The sequence below is a fragment of the Streptomyces sp. NPDC015139 genome (genome assembly GCF_043079785.1).
Classification (GTDB): Bacteria; Actinomycetota; Actinomycetes; order Streptomycetales; family Streptomycetaceae; genus Streptomyces; species Streptomyces albidocamelliae.
In genome coordinates this window covers 1-15866 of the sequence record NZ_JBIBUW010000005.1, presented here as the reverse complement: position 1 = coordinate 15866, position 15866 = coordinate 1, and the positions used below count along the sequence as shown (strand labels likewise).

Genomic DNA, 15866 nt, shown 5'->3' with positions numbered 1-15866 from the left:
CGTGTACGTAGCGGACAGCCGCGCCGTCGCGTCCGCTGACGGTGCCGTCCGGCCTCCGGCCGGGCGGCGCCGTGCCGCGGTCGCGCCCACCGTCCTCGCCCTCGGAACGGTCAGCCTGGTCACCGACGTGTCCTCCGAGATGGTCACGGCGGTCATGCCGCTGTACCTCGTGACCGGCCTCGGCCTGTCCCCGCTGGGCTTCGGACTGCTGGACGGCATCTACAACGGCTTCTCGGCACTGGTCCGGCTCGTCGGCGGGCACCTCGCCGACCGGGGCGGCGGCCGGCACAAGTGGGTCGCCGGGTTCGGGTACGCCCTCTCCGCGGCCTGCAAGCCCCTGCTGCTGGTGGCGCACTCACTGACCCCGATCGGGCTGGTCCTCGCCGCCGACCGCACCGGGAAGGGGCTGCGGACGGCTCCCCGGGACGCACTGATCTCGCTCGCGAGCACGACGGAGTCCCGCGGCCGGGCCTTCGGCGTGCACCGGGCGATGGACACCGCGGGTGCGCTGCTCGGCCCGCTGGCGGCGTTCCTCGTCCTGCGGGCCACCGTGGACGGCTACGACGCGGTGTTCACCGTCAGCTTCTGCGTGGCCGTCCTGGGCGTCCTGGTCCTGGTCCTCTTCGTGCCGGGCGGCAGGCGCGGCGGCGGACCACGAGGCCCGGCCACGTCGGGCGCGGCTCCCGCCGAACGCCCGACCCTGCGCGCCGCCGTACGGCTGCTGCGCCGCCGGGACCTGCGCCGGATCACCGTGTGCGCGCTGCTGCTGGGCCTCGCCACGGTCAGCGATTCCTTCGTCTACCTGCTGCTCCAGCGCCGCCTCGGCGTGCCCGACCGCTGGTTCGCGCTGCTGCCGCTCGGCACCGCGGCCGCCTTCCTGCTGCTGGCGGTGCCGCTCGGCCGGCTCGCGGACCGGGTGGGCCGGTGGACGGTCTTCCTGGCCGGGCACGGGGCCCTGCTCCTCGCCTACGGCCTGCTGCTCACGTCCTGGCACGGCACGGCCCTGCCGTACGCCGTCCTCGCCCTCCACGGCGGCTTCTACGCGGCCACCGACGGGGTGCTGATGGCGGCGGCCTCCGACGGGGTCCCCGAAGCGCTGCGCTCCTCCGGACTGGCCGTGGTGCAGACCGGGCAGGCACTCGCGCGGTTCGCCTGCTCGCTGCTGTTCGGCGCGGCCTGGACGGCGTGGGGCGACCGCACCGCACTGGCCGGCGCGGCCGTGGCGCTCGCCGCGTGTGCCGCGTTCTCCCTCACCCTGCGCCCGAAGGAGCCGGTGACCGCATGACCGTACGCAACCGCGTCCTGATCCTGGCGGCGGCGGTCGCCGTGCTCGCGGCCGTCGGGCTGGCGTCCGTGCTGCACGCCTCCGCCCGCGCCGACCGCCGCGACCGCACCCAGGCGGGTGGCCCGCGGGTCACACCCGGCACGGTGGCGCTGACCGGCCACGGCCGCATGGTGTTCCGGAACATGGCGTGGGGACCGCACCGGGACGAGCTGACGAGCGTCCCGGCCGGTGAGCCCGCGGCGCCGCGCACCGCCTCGGGCGTCAAGTGCCTGCGCTTCTACGCCGCCTCGGGCACCGGCGTGTGTCTCCAGGCGGTGCACGGGCCGGTGTCCGACACCTACCGCGCCCTGATCCTCGACGCGCGCCTGCGCGCCGTGGACCACTACGACGTCCCCGGCATCCCCTCCCGCGCCCGGGTCTCCCCCACCGGCCGCTTCGCCGCCTGGACGGCCTTCGTCGGCGGCGACTCGTACGCCGGCACGAACTTCTCCACGCGCACGGCGATCGCGGACACCCGCACCGGCGTCCTGGTCCCGTCGCTGGAGGACTTCCGGATCGTCAAGGACGGACGGCCCTACCGGGCGGCGGACGTCAACTTCTGGGGCGTGACGTTCGCGGCGGACGACCGCACGTTCTACGCGACGCTGGCCACCGGGGGGCGCACCTACCTGGTCCGCGGCGACCTGCGCCACCGCACGGTCACCACGCTGCACCCGAACGTGGAGTGCCCGTCCCTGTCCCCCGACGGCACGCGGGTCGCCTACAAGAAGCGGGTGGCGGGGCTGCCGAAGGACGCCCCGTGGCGTCTGTACGTCCTCGACCTGCGCACGATGCGGGAGACTCCGCTGGCCGAACCGAGGAGCGTCGACGACCAGGCGGTCTGGCGGGACGCCCGCACGATCGTGTACGCGCTGCCCGGGGACTACGGCGCGGATCTCTACGAGGTCCCGGCGGACGGCTCGGGCAGGGCCCGGCGCATCAGCACGGCGGCGGTGTCACCGGCGTACCTGCGCTAGCCGCGCGGCCGTGGGTCGGCGAGGGAGCGGGGGAAATCACCCGGGGGGTGTGAGGCGGGCGGTCCCGCACCGGCGCACTGTGGGCTCGGACAACGGCCTGATGTGCGAAGAAGGGACCACGTAGATGAACCTCGCCTACGACTACCCGCTGCTGGCCGCCCTCGGGACCATGCTGTGGTTCTTCCTGTGGATCATGTGGTTCTTCCTGCTGTTCAAGGTCGTCCTCGACATCTTCCGGGACGACTCCATGAGCGGCTGGGGCAAGGCCGGCTGGTGCCTGTTCGTGATCGTGCTGCCGTTCCTCGGGGTCTTCGTGTACCTGCTCGCCCGCGGCAAGGACATGGGCCGCCGGGAGCAGGAGCAGGCGATCCGGCAGCGCAAGGCGTTCGACTCCTACGTCAGGGAGGCGGCGGGCGGTGCCCGGCCCAGCAGTTCCGACGAACTCGCCAAGCTCTCCGAGCTGCGCAACCGCGGCGACATCACCCCGGAGGAGTTCCAGAGGGCGAAGGCACTGGTGCTGAGCGGCGACGACGGCACGGACCGCACCGGCTCGGCCACGACGTCCGTCCCGCACTGATCACCGGACGACAGCAAGCGAGGCAAAGACATGACCACGACACACACCACAGAGGCCAGGAAGCAGCACTGGGCCAGCGGTCTGATGCTCTTCGGCGCCGTCATGCTGATGGTCGCCGGGGTGATCGACATCTTCCGCGGCATCATGGGCATCGCCGAGGACGACGTGTTCATCGCGGCGAACGGCTACGTCTTCCGCTTCGACCTGACCGGCTGGGGCTGGGTCACCCTCATCCTGGGCGCCGTCGCCGTGGTGGTGAGCATGGGGCTGTTCCAGACGGCGAAGTGGGCGCGGATCTCCGGCATCGTCATCGCCGGCCTGATCATCATCGCCAACTTCCTCTCCCTGCCGTACTCCCCCATCTGGTCCACCCTGATGATCGCCTTCGCGGGAGTCGTCATCTGGGCCCTGTGCGTGGTCCAGCCGGCGACCACGACCCCGCCGCGGGAAGCTCCCCGCACCCCCTGACGAAAGGGCACGGGCGCACCCCTGGGGCCGACGGTTCGTGACCGCCGGCCCCGCGAGCGCAGCGCCGACCGGTGAGCGTGCGGCACCGGCCCAGGTACAGGGCCGCTCCGCAGAGGGTCACCACCAGAAAGCCCAGGGAGACCAGGAACCCCGCGGTCACGGCCTGTGTGTCGACGAGGGCCGGTCCGGCGTCCGCTCGCACGTGCGTCGCGGTGGCCGTCCCGGCGACCGCGAGGCCCACCACGGCGGAGAGTTGCTGCGTCACGGCGAGCAGCCCGGACGCGTCGGGTCTCCGAAGCGCGGGCACCCCGTTCATGGCGTCGGCCTTCACCGACGCCTGCGTGCCGGCCCCCAGCCCGCAGAGCACCATGCCCGGCAGGTGCCAGAAGTAGGACGTGCAGGACAGTGCCGCGATCCACATCCCCACCCCCGCGATCGCGCAGAGCAGTCCGCACAGCACAGGGACCCTGGCACTACCTGTGCGGTCGAACAGGTGACCGGCCGCCTGGGTCCCCAGGATGACGCCGACGAGGAGGGGCATCTGTGCGATTCCGGCCCGCAAGGGGGAGAAATGCAGCACTTCCTGAATGTAGAGCGCGCTGTTGACGAACACCGCGAAAAGACCGAGTTGCAGGCCGCAGTTGACCAGCACGTCCGCGCCGAACCGTCGCCCGGCGAGAAGTCGCAGGTTGACCTGGGGGTGGCGGGACCGCAGAGTGGCGCGGCAGAAGACGCAGGTGATCAGCAGGCCGGCACACAGCGACGCACAGAATCGCCATGACGCCAGGCCCCATTGCGCACTCTGCTGAAGCGCCAGTACGACCAGGCAGACACCCGGCACCAGGAGGAACAGCTGGGTGAGGTGCGGCCGTTCACCGGTCGGCCGTGGACCGGGAGTACCACGCAGAGTGAGGATGAAGGCGAGGACACCGAGCGGGATGTTGAGCCAGAACACGTAACGCCATCCGAGCGCCCCTGTGACGGCTCCACCCACCACAGGCCCCAGGGCTCCGCCGAACTGGGACACACCGCAGAACAGGGCGACCACCCGGCCCTGACTCGCCTTTGCGAAGGCGCCTGTCACCATCGGGATGGCGACGGGCCACATCAGGGCCGCGCCGGCCCCCTGCAAAGCCCTGAAGCCGACCAGGGCCGCGAATGCGGTACCTGCGGTCGGCACCATCGCACAGGCGACCGACGCGAGTGTGAACACCAGCACCCCGCAGCGAAAGGTCCGCATGAGCCCGATCGTGCTCCCGAGGCGCCCTCCGAGGAGGACGAGTGCAGCCGTGGTCAGCACGTAGACACTGATGATCCAGTGAGCCGCCACCAGCCCGAATCCCAAGTCGTGGGCCATGGACGGGAGAGCGATGACGACCACGGTCCGGTCGAGCGACGTCATCGTGAAGGCGAGAGCGATCGCCTGCAGTTCCCTGAAGGACAGAGGGCTGACCGTCTCCTCACCCGCAGAAGGCACGACGAGGCACTTCGCACGCGGTCATCGCGCCGGCTCCCGGGTCCGGAGGGCGGCGACGCCGCCCTCGTGCCGCCCGATGACATCCGGGCGATCGACAGGCCTCCTCATACCGCACCTCCGGTTCTTCCGCTCCTTCTGCCTTCCTGCCGAACGTATCGATGCCCGACATCGATCTGACGATCCGATCGGCTGATTGCGTGGAGGACCGAAGGCAGCGGGGCGGCTCACAGGCCGGGATCGTCGAACTGGTCGAGGAGAAAGTCGATCGGGGCGAGGCCCGAGGCGGCGGATGCGCCGTCGTGGAGAAGCTGCTCCGTCCAGATGACCTTGCCGTGAGGGGTGTACCGCGTCCCCCATCGCTGGGCGAACTGCGCCACCAGGAACAGTCCCCGTCCGCCCTCGTCGGTGGTCGCCGCCCGCCGCATGCGCGGCGACGTGCCGCTTCCGTCCGACACCTCGCAGATCAGACACCGTCCGTGGAGCAGCCGTACGCCGACCGGTGGCGAGCCGTACCGGATCGCGTTCGTCACCAACTCGCTGACGATCAGCTCCGTGGCGAACGCGGTCTCCTCCAGCCCCCACTCCTGCAACCTCTCCCGGCAGCGCGCCCGTACCGAGGGAACCACCGCCGGGTCCGGCGGCACGTCCCACATGGCCACGTGCGAGCGCGGGAACCTCCGGGTACGTGCCGCCAACAGCGCGATGTCGTCGGAGGAGGGCGACGGCTTCAACGAGTCGATCACCGCTCGACACGTCTCCTCCGGCGAGCGGCCCCCGGACTCGCCCAACGCCCGGCGCAGTCGCTCCATCCCGACGTCGATGTCGTGGGTACGGTCCTCCACGAGGCCGTCGGTGTACAGCACCAGTTGCGAACCCTCCGGCAGGGACAGTTCCACGGTCTCGAAGGGGTAGCCGCCCAGGCCGAGCGGCGCCGAGGCCGGCACGTCAGGACAGGTGACCGTCCCGTCCGGGCGCACCACCACCGGTCCCGGATGCCCCGCACGGGCCATCGTGCAGGCCTCCGCCACCGGGTCGTAGACCGCGTAGAGGCAGGTCGCTCCGGTCACGCCCTCGCCTTCCTGGCCGGCCCTGGCATCGTCCGTGTGCTCCTCGTTGTCCATGCGGACGACCAGGTCGTCCAGGTTCCCGAGCACCTCGTCCACAGGCAGGTCCAGGGTGGAGAAGTTGTGCACCGCGGTGCGCAGCCGGCCCATCGTCGCCGCCGCGTGCAGCCCGTGACCGACGACGTCACCCATCACCAGAGCCACGCGAGCGCCCGGAAGCGGGATGATGTCGAACCAGTCCCCGCCCACCCCGGCCTCCGCAGGCAGGTACCGCCAGGCCACCTCCAGCGCGTCCTGCTCCGGCTGCCGCCGCGGCAGCAGGCTGCGCTGCAGCGTCACCGCCATCGCGCGCTCCCGGGTGAACCTCCGGGCGTTGTCGATGGCCACCGCCGCCCGCGCGGCCAGTTCCTCCGCGAAGGTGAGGTCGTCCGGCTCGAACGCCGCGGAATCCACCGTCCGGTAGAAGTTCGCCACGCCCAGCGTTGCGTTCCGCGCCCGCAGTGGCACGGCCACCATCGAACGCAACCCGCGCTCCAGGGCCCTCCTGGCGCGCTCCGGATCCTGTTCCCGCCAGCCCTGTGCCTGCCGCAGGTCCGCCTCGAGCGTCACCCGTCGCTCCTGCAGCGCCCGCATCTGCGGCGTTCGACGCGAGAAGGAGATCATCTGGCCCCGCGGATACACCGGAACCATCCGCCGGTCGCCGCCGATCGCCGCCCGGCGCAGATGCCGCCAGCCCTCCGCCGTCGGCTCCCAGCCCCGCAGCACCGCTTCGAGCAGGTCCACCGTCACGAGGTCGGCGAACTGCGGCACCGCCACGTCGGCCAGCTCCTGGGCCGTACGCTCCACATCCAGCGTGGTCCCGATCCCCACCCCGGCCTCGTACAGCAGCTTCAGCCGCTCCCGCGCGACCTCGGCCCGCCCCGAGACCGCCGCCAGCTCCGTGGTGTCCCGCAGAGTCACCACGCTGCCCTCCGGGTCGGCCTGCGGGTACGTCGGCCGCTTGTTCACCGCCAGCAACCGGTCCCCCACGAGACGGACCTCGTCGGTGACCGCCTCCGGCGACGACAGCAGACGCGTGATCGGCTCCGGCAGTCCCAGCTCCTGCACCGGGCGCCCCCGCGGGTCCGCCGGGAGTCCGAGCAGCCGTGCCGCCTCGTCGTTGGCCATCAGCAGTCGTCCGTCGGCGTCGGTGATCAGCACTCCTTCCCGCACCGCGTGCAGGACCGCGTCGTGGTGCCTGTACAACTCCGCCAGCTCCACCGGGGCCATGCCGTACGTCTGCCGCCGCAGCCGCCGGGACACGAACGTCGTTCCCGTCACGGCCAGCGCCAGCGCGGCCACGCCGCTGCCCACGATGATCGGCACCTCCGGCAGCCACAGCCCCGCCACGTTCCTGACCGTGATTCCGGCGGAGACCAGGCCGACCACCTTGCCGTGCGAGTCGGTCGCCGGGACCACCGCCTGCACGTCCGTCCCCTTGCCCGCGGGCAGCGGCGGCCCGCCGGCCTGCTCGACGACGGTACGGCCCTTCAGCGCCGGTTCGATGGTGCCGACGAACTTCTTCCCGATCTCCCGCGGGTAGGGATACGTGTAACGAATCCCGTCCGTGTTCATGACGACGACGAAGTCCACGCCCGCACGCTTGCGCGCCTCCTCGGCCCGAGGCTGGAGCACCGCCGTCGGATCCGGGCCCCGCAGCGCCTCGGCCACGCCAGGAGCACTCGCGAACGACTGCGCCACGATGATCGACTCCCTGCGCCCCTGCTGCAGGGCGTCGTTCGCCGCCTGGAGCACCATGACCCCCACGGCGGCCACGACCAGCAGGACCACGATCACGACCTGGAGAAGGAACACCTGACCGGCCGTACTGCGCAGGTCCAGCAGGGAGGCGCGACGTGCGTGCGAGCCCCCGACGGGCGGATGACGTTCCGGACCCCGTGGGCGTCCGGAAAATGCTTCCATACACCCTTGATAACACCGCTGCGAGGAAGCCGACGCCCGGACCCGGAAGGCCGCGGACGGCCTGCCTGAGGGCATCGTGCCGCACGGACATCACGTCACGTGAGACACCCTCTGAGCCTTGATCGGCGCGGCCGACCTGGCGGCCTGCTCGATCTTCGCGCAGTAGGCCGCACGGGCTTCCTCGTCGATCGGCTGCTCGTTCTCGGCGCGCACCCCGGTCCGGCCGTCGAGGGCCTCGCGCAGGATGTCGGCGTGCCCGGCATGCCGGATGGACTCGCCGAGGACATGGACCATGACGGCGAACAGGTTCGTGTTGGGACAAGGCTCCGGCCACCACGGCACGTGGCCGGGGGCATCGAGGGGAAGCTCGTCGATCGTCGCGTCCGAGTGTTCCCACGTGCGCCGGTAGAACCCGATGATCTGATCACGGGTCTCGTCCTCGGTCGCCCACAGATCGCCGCCGTCGGAGTCCTCCCACCGGGGCAGCGGTTCCGGGGAAGGGCGGTCGAAGACCTCGCCGAAGTACCTGGCCTCGACGGTGGCCACGTGTTTGACCAGGCCGAGGAGATTGGTCCCGGTCGCTGTCAAAGGCCGGCGGGCGTCGTATTCGGACAGGCCGTCGAGTTTCCAGAGCAGCGCCTTGCGGTCCCGCCGCAGTCGCCGGTGCAGGTTGTCCTTCGCGAATTCATCGATCATGCGCCATGAGCCTGCCATGGGCTGCTCCGCGCGCACAGACGTCCCATGGACGGCCCCTGGAGGCATGGCAAACACCCGGGTCCCGGGGCGGACGGCTGCGGGCCACGCTTGCCGACCGGGCAGAGGCCGCCCCGGCCCGCCCCTACAGCACCGGCAGGTTCTTGCGCAGCTCGAACGCCGTCACCTCGGACCGGTACTCCTCCCACTCGGACTTCTTGTTCCGCAGGAAGAAGTCGAAGACGTGTTCGCCGAGGGTCTCGGCGACCAGGTCGCTGCCCTCCATGAGGGTCAGGGCCTCGCCGAGGTTCTGCGGGAGGGGCTCGATGCCCATGGCGCGCCGTTCGGCGTTGGAGAGGGCCCAGACGTCGTCCTCGGCGCCCGGCGGGAGCTCGTAGCCCTCCTCGATGCCCTTCAGGCCGGCGGCCAGCAGAAGGGCGTAGGCCAGGTACGGGTTCGTGCCGGAGTCCAGGGAGCGGACCTCGACCCGGGCGGAGCCGGTCTTGCCGGGCTTGTACATGGGCACGCGGACCAGGGCCGAGCGGTTGTTGTGGCCCCAGCAGATGTAGGACGGGGCCTCGCCGCCGGCGCCCGCCGTGCGCTCGGAGCCGCCCCAGATGCGCTTGTAGGAGTTGACCCACTGGTTGGTCACGGCGGAGATCTCGGCGGCGTGCCGGAGCAGGCCGGCGATGAAGGAGCGGCCGACCTTGGAGAGCTGGTACTCCGCACCGGACTCGTAGAACGCGTTGCGGTCGCCCTCGAAGAGGGACAGATGGGTGTGCATGCCGCTGCCGGGGTGCTCGGAGAACGGCTTCGGCATGAAGGTGGCGTGCACGCCCTGCTCCAGCGCGACCTGCTTCATGACCAGGCGGAACGTCATGATGTTGTCCGCGGTCGACAGGGCGTCGGCGTAGCGCAGATCGATCTCCTGCTGGCCCGGCGCGCCCTCGTGGTGGGAGAACTCCACCGAGATGCCCATCGACTCCAGCATGGTGATCGCCTGGCGGCGGAAGTCCATGCCGACGTTGGTCGGGGTGTGGTCGAAGTACCCGGAGTTGTCGGCGGGGATGGGGCGGGAGCCGTCGAGGGGGCGGTCCTTCAGCAGGAAGAACTCGATCTCGGGGTGGGTGTAGAAGGTGAAGCCGAGGTCCGAGGTCCGGGCGAGGGCGCGCTTGAGGACGTAGCGCGGGTCGGCGAAGGAGGGCGAGCCGTCCGGCATGAGGATGTCGCAGAACATGCGGGCGGTGCCGGGGGTCTCCGCGCGCCACGGCAGGACCTGGAAGGTGGAGGGGTCCGGCTTGGCGATCATGTCCGACTCGTAGACCCGGGCGAAGCCCTCGATGGCCGAGCCGTCGAAGCCGATGCCCTCGTCGAAGGCCTGTTCCAGCTCGGCGGGGGCCACGGCCACGGACTTCAGGAAGCCCAGCACGTCCGTGAACCACAGGCGTACGAACCGGATGTCGCGCTCCTCCAAGGTCCGGAGCACGAACTCCTGCTGCTTGTCCATCTTCCGCTTCCCCATCCTTGCTGGTCAGGCCGCCGGTTCCCGGTGCCGCGGGAGGCGGTCGGGCACCTGAGCATCCCACCACAACACCATTTCATGCGCGTTGCGGACCTTGATCGCCGAAGCGACTCCGGGCTGAACGCCTCTCGTACGGCAGGTGTACTGCCCTCTCGCCCATCTTGCCTGCTCGCCCCGGCATCCGTCATGACCGATCCGCGTCGCGGAGTGAGGCACGCCACGCCGTTTTAATTTGCATCTCAGATGCAAGTTTTCATAGCGTGCGATCAGTCGAGTACTGAGGAGTCCCGATGCTCTCCGAGCAGTCCGCGGCCACCGTCCGCGCCACCCTCCCCGCCGTCGGCGCCGCCATCGGCGAGATCACCGAGCGCTTCTACGCCAAGCTCTTCGCGGCCCACCCCGAACTGCTGCGAAACCTGTTCAACCGGGGCAACCAGGCCTCCGGCGCGCAGAAGCAGGCGCTCGCGGGCTCCATCGCCGCCTTCGCCACGCACCTTCTGGAGCACCCGGACCAGCGGCCGGACGCCATGCTGGGCCGGATCGCCCACAAGCACGCCTCGCTCGGCGTCTCCCCCGAGCAGTACGACGTCGTCCACCAGCACCTCTTCGCCGCCATCGCCGAGGTCCTCGGCGAGGCCGTCACGCCCGAGGTCGCGGCCGCCTGGGACGAGGTCTACTGGCTGATGGCGAACGCCCTCATCGCCGTCGAGAAGCGGCTGTACGAGGAGAGCGGCAGCCGTGGCCCGCGGGAGTGGGAGGTCGTCGACCGGATCGAGGAGACCGCGGACGTCGTCAGCTTCCGGGTGCGCCCGGTGGACGGCGGCCCGGTGGCCGACTTCCGCGCCGGGCAGTACGTCTCCGTCGGCGTCACGCTGGCCGACGGGGCCCGGCAGATACGGCAGTACAGCCTGTCCGGGGCCCCGGGCGAGGCGGTGCGCCAGTTCAGCGTCAAGCGTGTGCACGGCGGTACGGCCCCGGAGGGCGAGGTCTCGAACCACCTCCACGCGCGCGTGCGCCCCGGTGATGTCCTCGAACTCTCCGAGCCGTACGGCGACCTCGTCCTGGACGCCGGTGCGGACACCCCGCTGCTGCTCGCCTCGGCGGGCATCGGCGTGACCCCGATGGTCGCGATGCTGGCCGACCTCGCCGCCGTCGGCCACCAGGGCCCGGTCACCGTCCTGCACGGCGACCGCTCCCCCGCCGACCACGCCCTGCGCGCCGACCACGAGACGTACACCGCCAAGCTGCCGGACGCCTGCGCCCACTTCTTCTACGAGCGGGACGCCGGGCCGGACCACCGCTCCGGCCTGGTCGACCTGGCCGGCATCGCCGTACGGCCCGGTACGCGCGCGTACCTGTGCGGTCCGCTCCCGTTCATGCGCGCCGTACGGTCCGGGCTGATCGAGAAGGGTGTGGCCCCCGCCGACATCCACTACGAGGTCTTCGGCCCCGACCTGTGGCTGGCCCACCAGGGCTAGGCCCGGCAGCCCACGGCCGGTGCCGTGGCTCGCGGGCGACCGCGCACCGCGAGGGAGGAAGGGGGCGGCCGGCGGTCAGGCGCCCGGGCCCCGGGCGATGCCCAGCAGCAGCGGGCCGGTCGGGTCGGCGACGATCTCGGAGACCGTGATCGGGTCCAGCGTCGCGAAGAACGCCTCCTGGGCACGCCGCAGGGCACCGCGCAGCCGGCAGCCGGAGATCAGGGGGCAGGGGGTCGCGCCCTCGCACTCGACGACGTCACCCTCGCCCTCGAAGGTGCGGACCACTGTGCCGACGGACGCCGTACGGCCCCGCTCCGTGAGGCTGAGGCCGCCACCCCGGCCGCGGCGGGCGTCGACCAGGCCGAGGTGCTGGAGCTCGGCGACGACCTTGGCGGCGTGCGTGTAGGGCACGTCCATGTCCGCCGCGACCTGACGGGTGGTCGGCGTGCCGGCGGTGGCGACGGCGAGTCGCATCAGGACGCGCAGGGCGAGATCGGTGGAGCGCAGCAGCCGCATACCGCGAGGGTAAATAATGCGCATCCCCGATTCAAATTTCCGCGGGCCGCCCCCTTCCCCGTCGAAGGATTCCGTGCCCTCTCTACGGAAGCGCCACTCCCGCGCACTACGATCAGCGGGCCCGACCCCTTCTATCCGCCCTTTCCCCCAGAAGGACTCGCCTCATGGGTTCCGCCAAGAACAGCAGCACCGCGGCGCGCAAGGCGCGCATCGAGGACATGCGGCGCGCCGAGCGTGCCCGGGAGCGCCGCAACCGGGTGCTCACCATCGCCGCGAGCGTGGTCGTCGTCGCCGGTCTCGTGGTCGGCGGTGTGGTGCTCGTGAACAAGCAGTCCGACAAGAAGGACTCGGTGGCGAGCGGCGACGCCAAGAACTCGGGCGACTCCGGGCACTTCACCACCGGCAAGGACGGGGTGCGGGCGTGGTCCGGGAAGCTGGCGCGGACGCACGTGACCACCAAGGTGTCGTACCCCATGCACCCGCCGGTGGGCGGCAACCACAACCCGGTCTGGCTCAACTGCAACGGTGACGTCTACACCGAGCCGGTGCGGGACGAGAACGCCGTGCACGCGCTGGAGCACGGCGCGGTCTGGGTGACGTACACGGCGAAGGCGAAGAAGGCGGACGTCGACGCGCTCGCGGCGAAGGTGAAGAAGACGCCCTACTCGCTGATGAGCCCGTACGCGAACCAGGACGCGCCGCTGATCCTGTCGGCGTGGGGCCACCAGGTGACCGTGAAGAGCGCGAGCGATCCCGAGGTGGACAAGTTCTTCGCCGCCTATGTGCAGGGGCAGCAGACACCCGAACCGGGCGCCTCGTGCACCGGCGGGGCCATGAAATGAGCCGGCGGTACATCGGCTGGGTGGCGGGGGCCGCGGCGGCGGTGCTCGTCGCCGCGGGCGCGATCACGTACGCGGTCGCGGAGGACACCGGCGGTTCGGACCCGAAGACGCCGGCGGCGGACTCCGCCGACGCCGGGTTCGCCCGGGACATGGCCGTCCACCACCAGCAGGCCGTCGAGATGTCGTACATCGTGCGGGACCGCACCGGCGACGAGGACGTCCGGCGGCTCGCCTACGACATCGCGCAGACCCAGGCCAACCAGCGCGGCATGCTGCTGGGCTGGCTGGACCTGTGGGGGCTGCCGAAGGTGTCGGCCGACCCCCCGATGACCTGGATGGGCATGGGTGACATGGCCGCCGGCAAGGACGGCGCGCTGATGCCGGGCATGGCGACCAACTCCGAGCTGAAGAAGCTCGGGTCGCTCAGGGGGAAGCAGGCCGAGGTCCTCTACCTCCAGCTGATGACGGACCATCACAAGGGCGGCATCCACATGGCCGAGGGATGCGTCGCCAAGTGCACCGTCGGTGTGGAGAAGAGGCTCGCGCAGGGCATGGTGGACGCGCAGCAGTCGGAGCTCCAGGTGATGGCGGGGATGCTCGAGGAGCGCGGGGCGCGACCGCGTTCGTGAACAGACGGCAGGCCGTTCCGTTATCCAACCGTGAGGGACGAACGGCGCAATCCACCCCAAGTGACGGGCACTTGAGCTTCTCTTGACCTTCACGTTCCCCTGGCATGAACGGTTCATCGCCAGAGTGGCCACCGTCGTGTGATCCATTCGCCGGCCGATACCGCCGCGGGCCGGCGCGCGGGAGCTCGACGTTCCAGCCACTACATGCATGCGAACCGCATCGCAGGGGGTTCTATGAGATCCAACCGCGCCAAGGTGCGCGCCGGTGTGAGCATGGCAGCGACACTGCCCATGATCGCCGGTGCGCTGGCGCTGGGCATACCCGCGGCACAGGCCGCGGACAGCCCCGCACGTGACGTACTGAAGGGTTCCAGGCCGCTCTGGGCGACGGCCAAGGCGGACAAGGGCGCGGCGTCGAACAGCGCCCAGGTCAAGGCCCGGGTCTACCTGGCCGGCAAGGACGCGGCCGGACTCGCCGCCTACGCCAAGGCCGTGTCCGACCCGAGCTCGCCGCTCTACGGCAAGTTCCTGAGCGCCAAGAAGGCCGAGTCCCGTTTCGGGGCCACCAAGGCCCAGGTGAGCGCGGTCAAGTCCTGGCTGAAGTCCTCCGGCCTGGAGATCACCGAGGTCACCGCGCACTACGTCACCGTCTCCGGTGACGTCGCCGCCGCCGAGAAGGCGTTCGGCACCCAGCTGCACAACTTCGCCAAGGGCTCGAAGACCTACCGCGCCCCCGCGCAGACCGCGTCCGTGCCGGCCGGCCTCCGTGGCGCCGTCCTGACCGTCACCGGCCTGGACAACGCCCCGCACAAGTCGTCCCACCACGACCAGCTGCCGCCGCCGGACGCCGTGTTCAAGAACGCCGGGCCGTTCTCCTCGTACTACGGCTCGAACACCGCGAGCACGCTGCCGGACGCGTACGGCCACAAGATCCCGTACGCGATCAAGGGCTACACCGGCAAGCAGCTGCGCGCCGCCTACGGCGCGGGCACCTACACCGGCAAGCACGTCCGTGTCGCCATCACGGACGCCTACGCCTCGCCGACCATCGCCTTCGACGCGGGCAAGTACGCGCAGAAGAACGGTGACGCGGCCTGGAAGACCGGTCAGCTGCACCAGGTGCTGCCGAAGAACTACACGAAGACCGAGGAGTGCGGGGCGGCCGGCTGGTACGGCGAGGAGACCCTCGACGTCGAGGCCGTGCACGCGGTCGCGCCGAACGCCGACGTCACCTACGTGGGCGCCGCGTCCTGCTACGACGACGACCTGCTGGACTCGCTCAGCAAGATCGTCGACAACCACCTGGCCGACATCGTCTCCAACTCCTGGGGCGACATCGAGGCCAACCAGACGCCGGACCTGGCCGCCGCGTACGACCAGGTCTTCCAGCTGGGCGCGGTCCAGGGCATCGGCTTCTACTTCTCCTCCGGCGACAACGGCGACGAGGTCGCCAACACCGGTACGAAGCAGGTCGACACCCCGGCCAACTCGGCGTGGGTGACCGCGGTCGGCGGCACCTCGCTGGCCGTCGGCAAGGGCGACAAGTACCAGTGGGAGACCGGCTGGGGCACCGAGAAGGCGACCCTGTCGGCCGACGGCAAGAGCTGGGACGGCTTCCCCGGCGCCTACACCTCGGGCGCGGGCGGCGGCACCAGCAAGACCGTGCCGCAGCCGTACTACCAGAAGAACGTCGTGTCGAAGGCGCTGGCCACGGCCAACAACGCCGCCGGCAACCGCGTCGTGCCGGACATCGCGGCCATCGCCGACCCGAACACCGGCTTCCTGGTGGGCCAGACCCAGACCTTCCCCGACGGCTCGGAGAAGTACAGCCAGTACCGCATCGGCGGCACTTCGCTGGCCGCTCCGGTCATCGCGGCGGTCCAGGCACTCGCCCAGGAGGCGCGCGGCGGCAAGGCGCTCGGCTTCGCCAACCCGGCGATCTACGCCAAGTACGGCAAGAAGGGCGTCTTCCACGACGTCACGGACAACCCGACGGGCTCCGGCCTGGCGGTCGCCCGTGTGGACTTCGCCAACGGCTTCGACGCCGCCGACGGCCTGCTGACCTCGGTCCGCAGCCTGGGCAAGGACAGCTCGCTGTCCGCGGTGAAGGGCTACGACGACGTGACCGGCGTGGGCTCGCCCGCGAACGGCTACGTGCAGTCGTACCGCAAGCACTGATTCCGCGGATCGGCTGAGCGGATCGGCCGAGGGGCGGGGGGGGGGGGGGGCCCCCCCCCCCCCCCCGGGGCCCCGCCCCCCCCCCCCCCCGGCCCCCCCCCGGGGGGGGGGCCCCCCCCCCCCGGGGGCGGCGGAGGAGTGGGGGCGGGACCCGCCCGC

Annotated in this window: 13 protein-coding genes; 8 read left to right on the top strand and 5 right to left on the bottom strand. The window is 71.1% G+C overall.

Annotation, left to right across the window (positions count from 1 at the left end):
* The first annotated feature begins 1 nt into the window (after position 1).
* The 4 genes from ACF08B_RS15015 to ACF08B_RS15000 all read left to right on the top strand — a co-directional run bounded on the left by ACF08B_RS15015 (position 2) and on the right by ACF08B_RS15000 (position 3346).
* The gene (locus ACF08B_RS15015) at positions 2-1285 is read left to right on the top strand and encodes an MFS transporter (protein WP_392317743.1); all 1284 of its coding nucleotides are present in this window, start codon (positions 2-4) and stop codon (positions 1283-1285) included.
* Positions 1282-2301, top strand: coding sequence for a TolB family protein (locus tag ACF08B_RS15010; RefSeq protein WP_392317742.1), 1020 nt, complete (start codon positions 1282-1284; stop codon positions 2299-2301). The genes ACF08B_RS15015 and ACF08B_RS15010 overlap by 4 nt, the downstream gene beginning before the upstream one ends.
* A gap of 124 nt (positions 2302-2425) precedes the next feature.
* A complete protein-coding gene (locus ACF08B_RS15005) occupies positions 2426-2878 on the top strand; it encodes an SHOCT domain-containing protein (RefSeq protein WP_392317741.1) in 453 nt (150 codons plus the stop codon).
* A gap of 30 nt (positions 2879-2908) precedes the next feature.
* Positions 2909-3346, top strand: a complete 438-nt coding sequence (locus ACF08B_RS15000) for a hypothetical protein (protein WP_093478145.1) — start codon at positions 2909-2911, stop codon at positions 3344-3346.
* Here ACF08B_RS15000 and ACF08B_RS14995 read toward each other — a convergent pair.
* The 4 genes from ACF08B_RS14995 to glnA all read right to left on the bottom strand — a co-directional run bounded on the left by ACF08B_RS14995 (position 3276) and on the right by glnA (position 10049).
* Entirely contained in the window at positions 3276-4823 is a 1548-nt protein-coding gene (locus tag ACF08B_RS14995) for an MFS transporter (protein WP_392317740.1), read from the bottom strand. The two genes, ACF08B_RS15000 and ACF08B_RS14995, sit on opposite strands and share 71 nt — an antisense overlap.
* A gap of 224 nt (positions 4824-5047) precedes the next feature.
* Positions 5048-7849 (bottom strand): SpoIIE family protein phosphatase, encoded by a 2802-nt coding sequence (locus tag ACF08B_RS14990; protein WP_392317739.1) that lies wholly within the window; start codon positions 7847-7849, stop codon positions 5048-5050.
* 90 nt (positions 7850-7939) lie between these two features.
* Positions 7940-8545: a DinB family protein gene (locus ACF08B_RS14985; protein WP_392317738.1), complete on the bottom strand. Its 606-nt coding sequence runs from the start codon at positions 8543-8545 to the stop codon at positions 7940-7942.
* Between the two features lie 142 nt (positions 8546-8687).
* Positions 8688-10049: a type I glutamate--ammonia ligase gene (gene glnA, locus ACF08B_RS14980; protein WP_392317737.1), complete on the bottom strand. Its 1362-nt coding sequence runs from the start codon at positions 10047-10049 to the stop codon at positions 8688-8690.
* A gap of 305 nt (positions 10050-10354) precedes the next feature.
* Between glnA and ACF08B_RS14975 the strand changes: the two genes are divergently transcribed.
* Entirely contained in the window at positions 10355-11542 is a 1188-nt protein-coding gene (locus ACF08B_RS14975; protein WP_392317736.1) for a globin domain-containing protein, read from the top strand.
* Positions 11543-11617: 75 nt separating this feature from the next.
* Here the strand turns inward: ACF08B_RS14975 and ACF08B_RS14970 are convergent, their stop codons facing one another.
* Positions 11618-12058 carry an RrF2 family transcriptional regulator gene (locus tag ACF08B_RS14970; protein WP_392317735.1) on the bottom strand — a complete coding sequence of 147 codons (441 nt, stop codon included), beginning with the start codon at positions 12056-12058 and terminating at the stop codon, positions 11618-11620.
* Positions 12059-12222: 164 nt separating this feature from the next.
* On the opposite strand from ACF08B_RS14970, the gene ACF08B_RS14965 reads away from it, so the two are divergent.
* The 3 genes from ACF08B_RS14965 to ACF08B_RS14955 all read left to right on the top strand — a co-directional run bounded on the left by ACF08B_RS14965 (position 12223) and on the right by ACF08B_RS14955 (position 15707).
* Positions 12223-12900, top strand: coding sequence for a DUF3105 domain-containing protein (locus ACF08B_RS14965; RefSeq protein WP_093478130.1), 678 nt, complete (start codon positions 12223-12225; stop codon positions 12898-12900).
* Positions 12897-13529 (top strand): DUF305 domain-containing protein, encoded by a 633-nt coding sequence (locus ACF08B_RS14960; protein WP_392317734.1) that lies wholly within the window; start codon positions 12897-12899, stop codon positions 13527-13529. The genes ACF08B_RS14965 and ACF08B_RS14960 overlap by 4 nt, the downstream gene beginning before the upstream one ends.
* 234 nt (positions 13530-13763) lie before the next feature.
* Complete coding sequence (locus ACF08B_RS14955; RefSeq protein ID WP_392317733.1) at positions 13764-15707, top strand: protease pro-enzyme activation domain-containing protein; 1944 nt, start codon at positions 13764-13766, stop codon at positions 15705-15707.
* Positions 15708-15866: the final 159 nt, after the last annotated feature.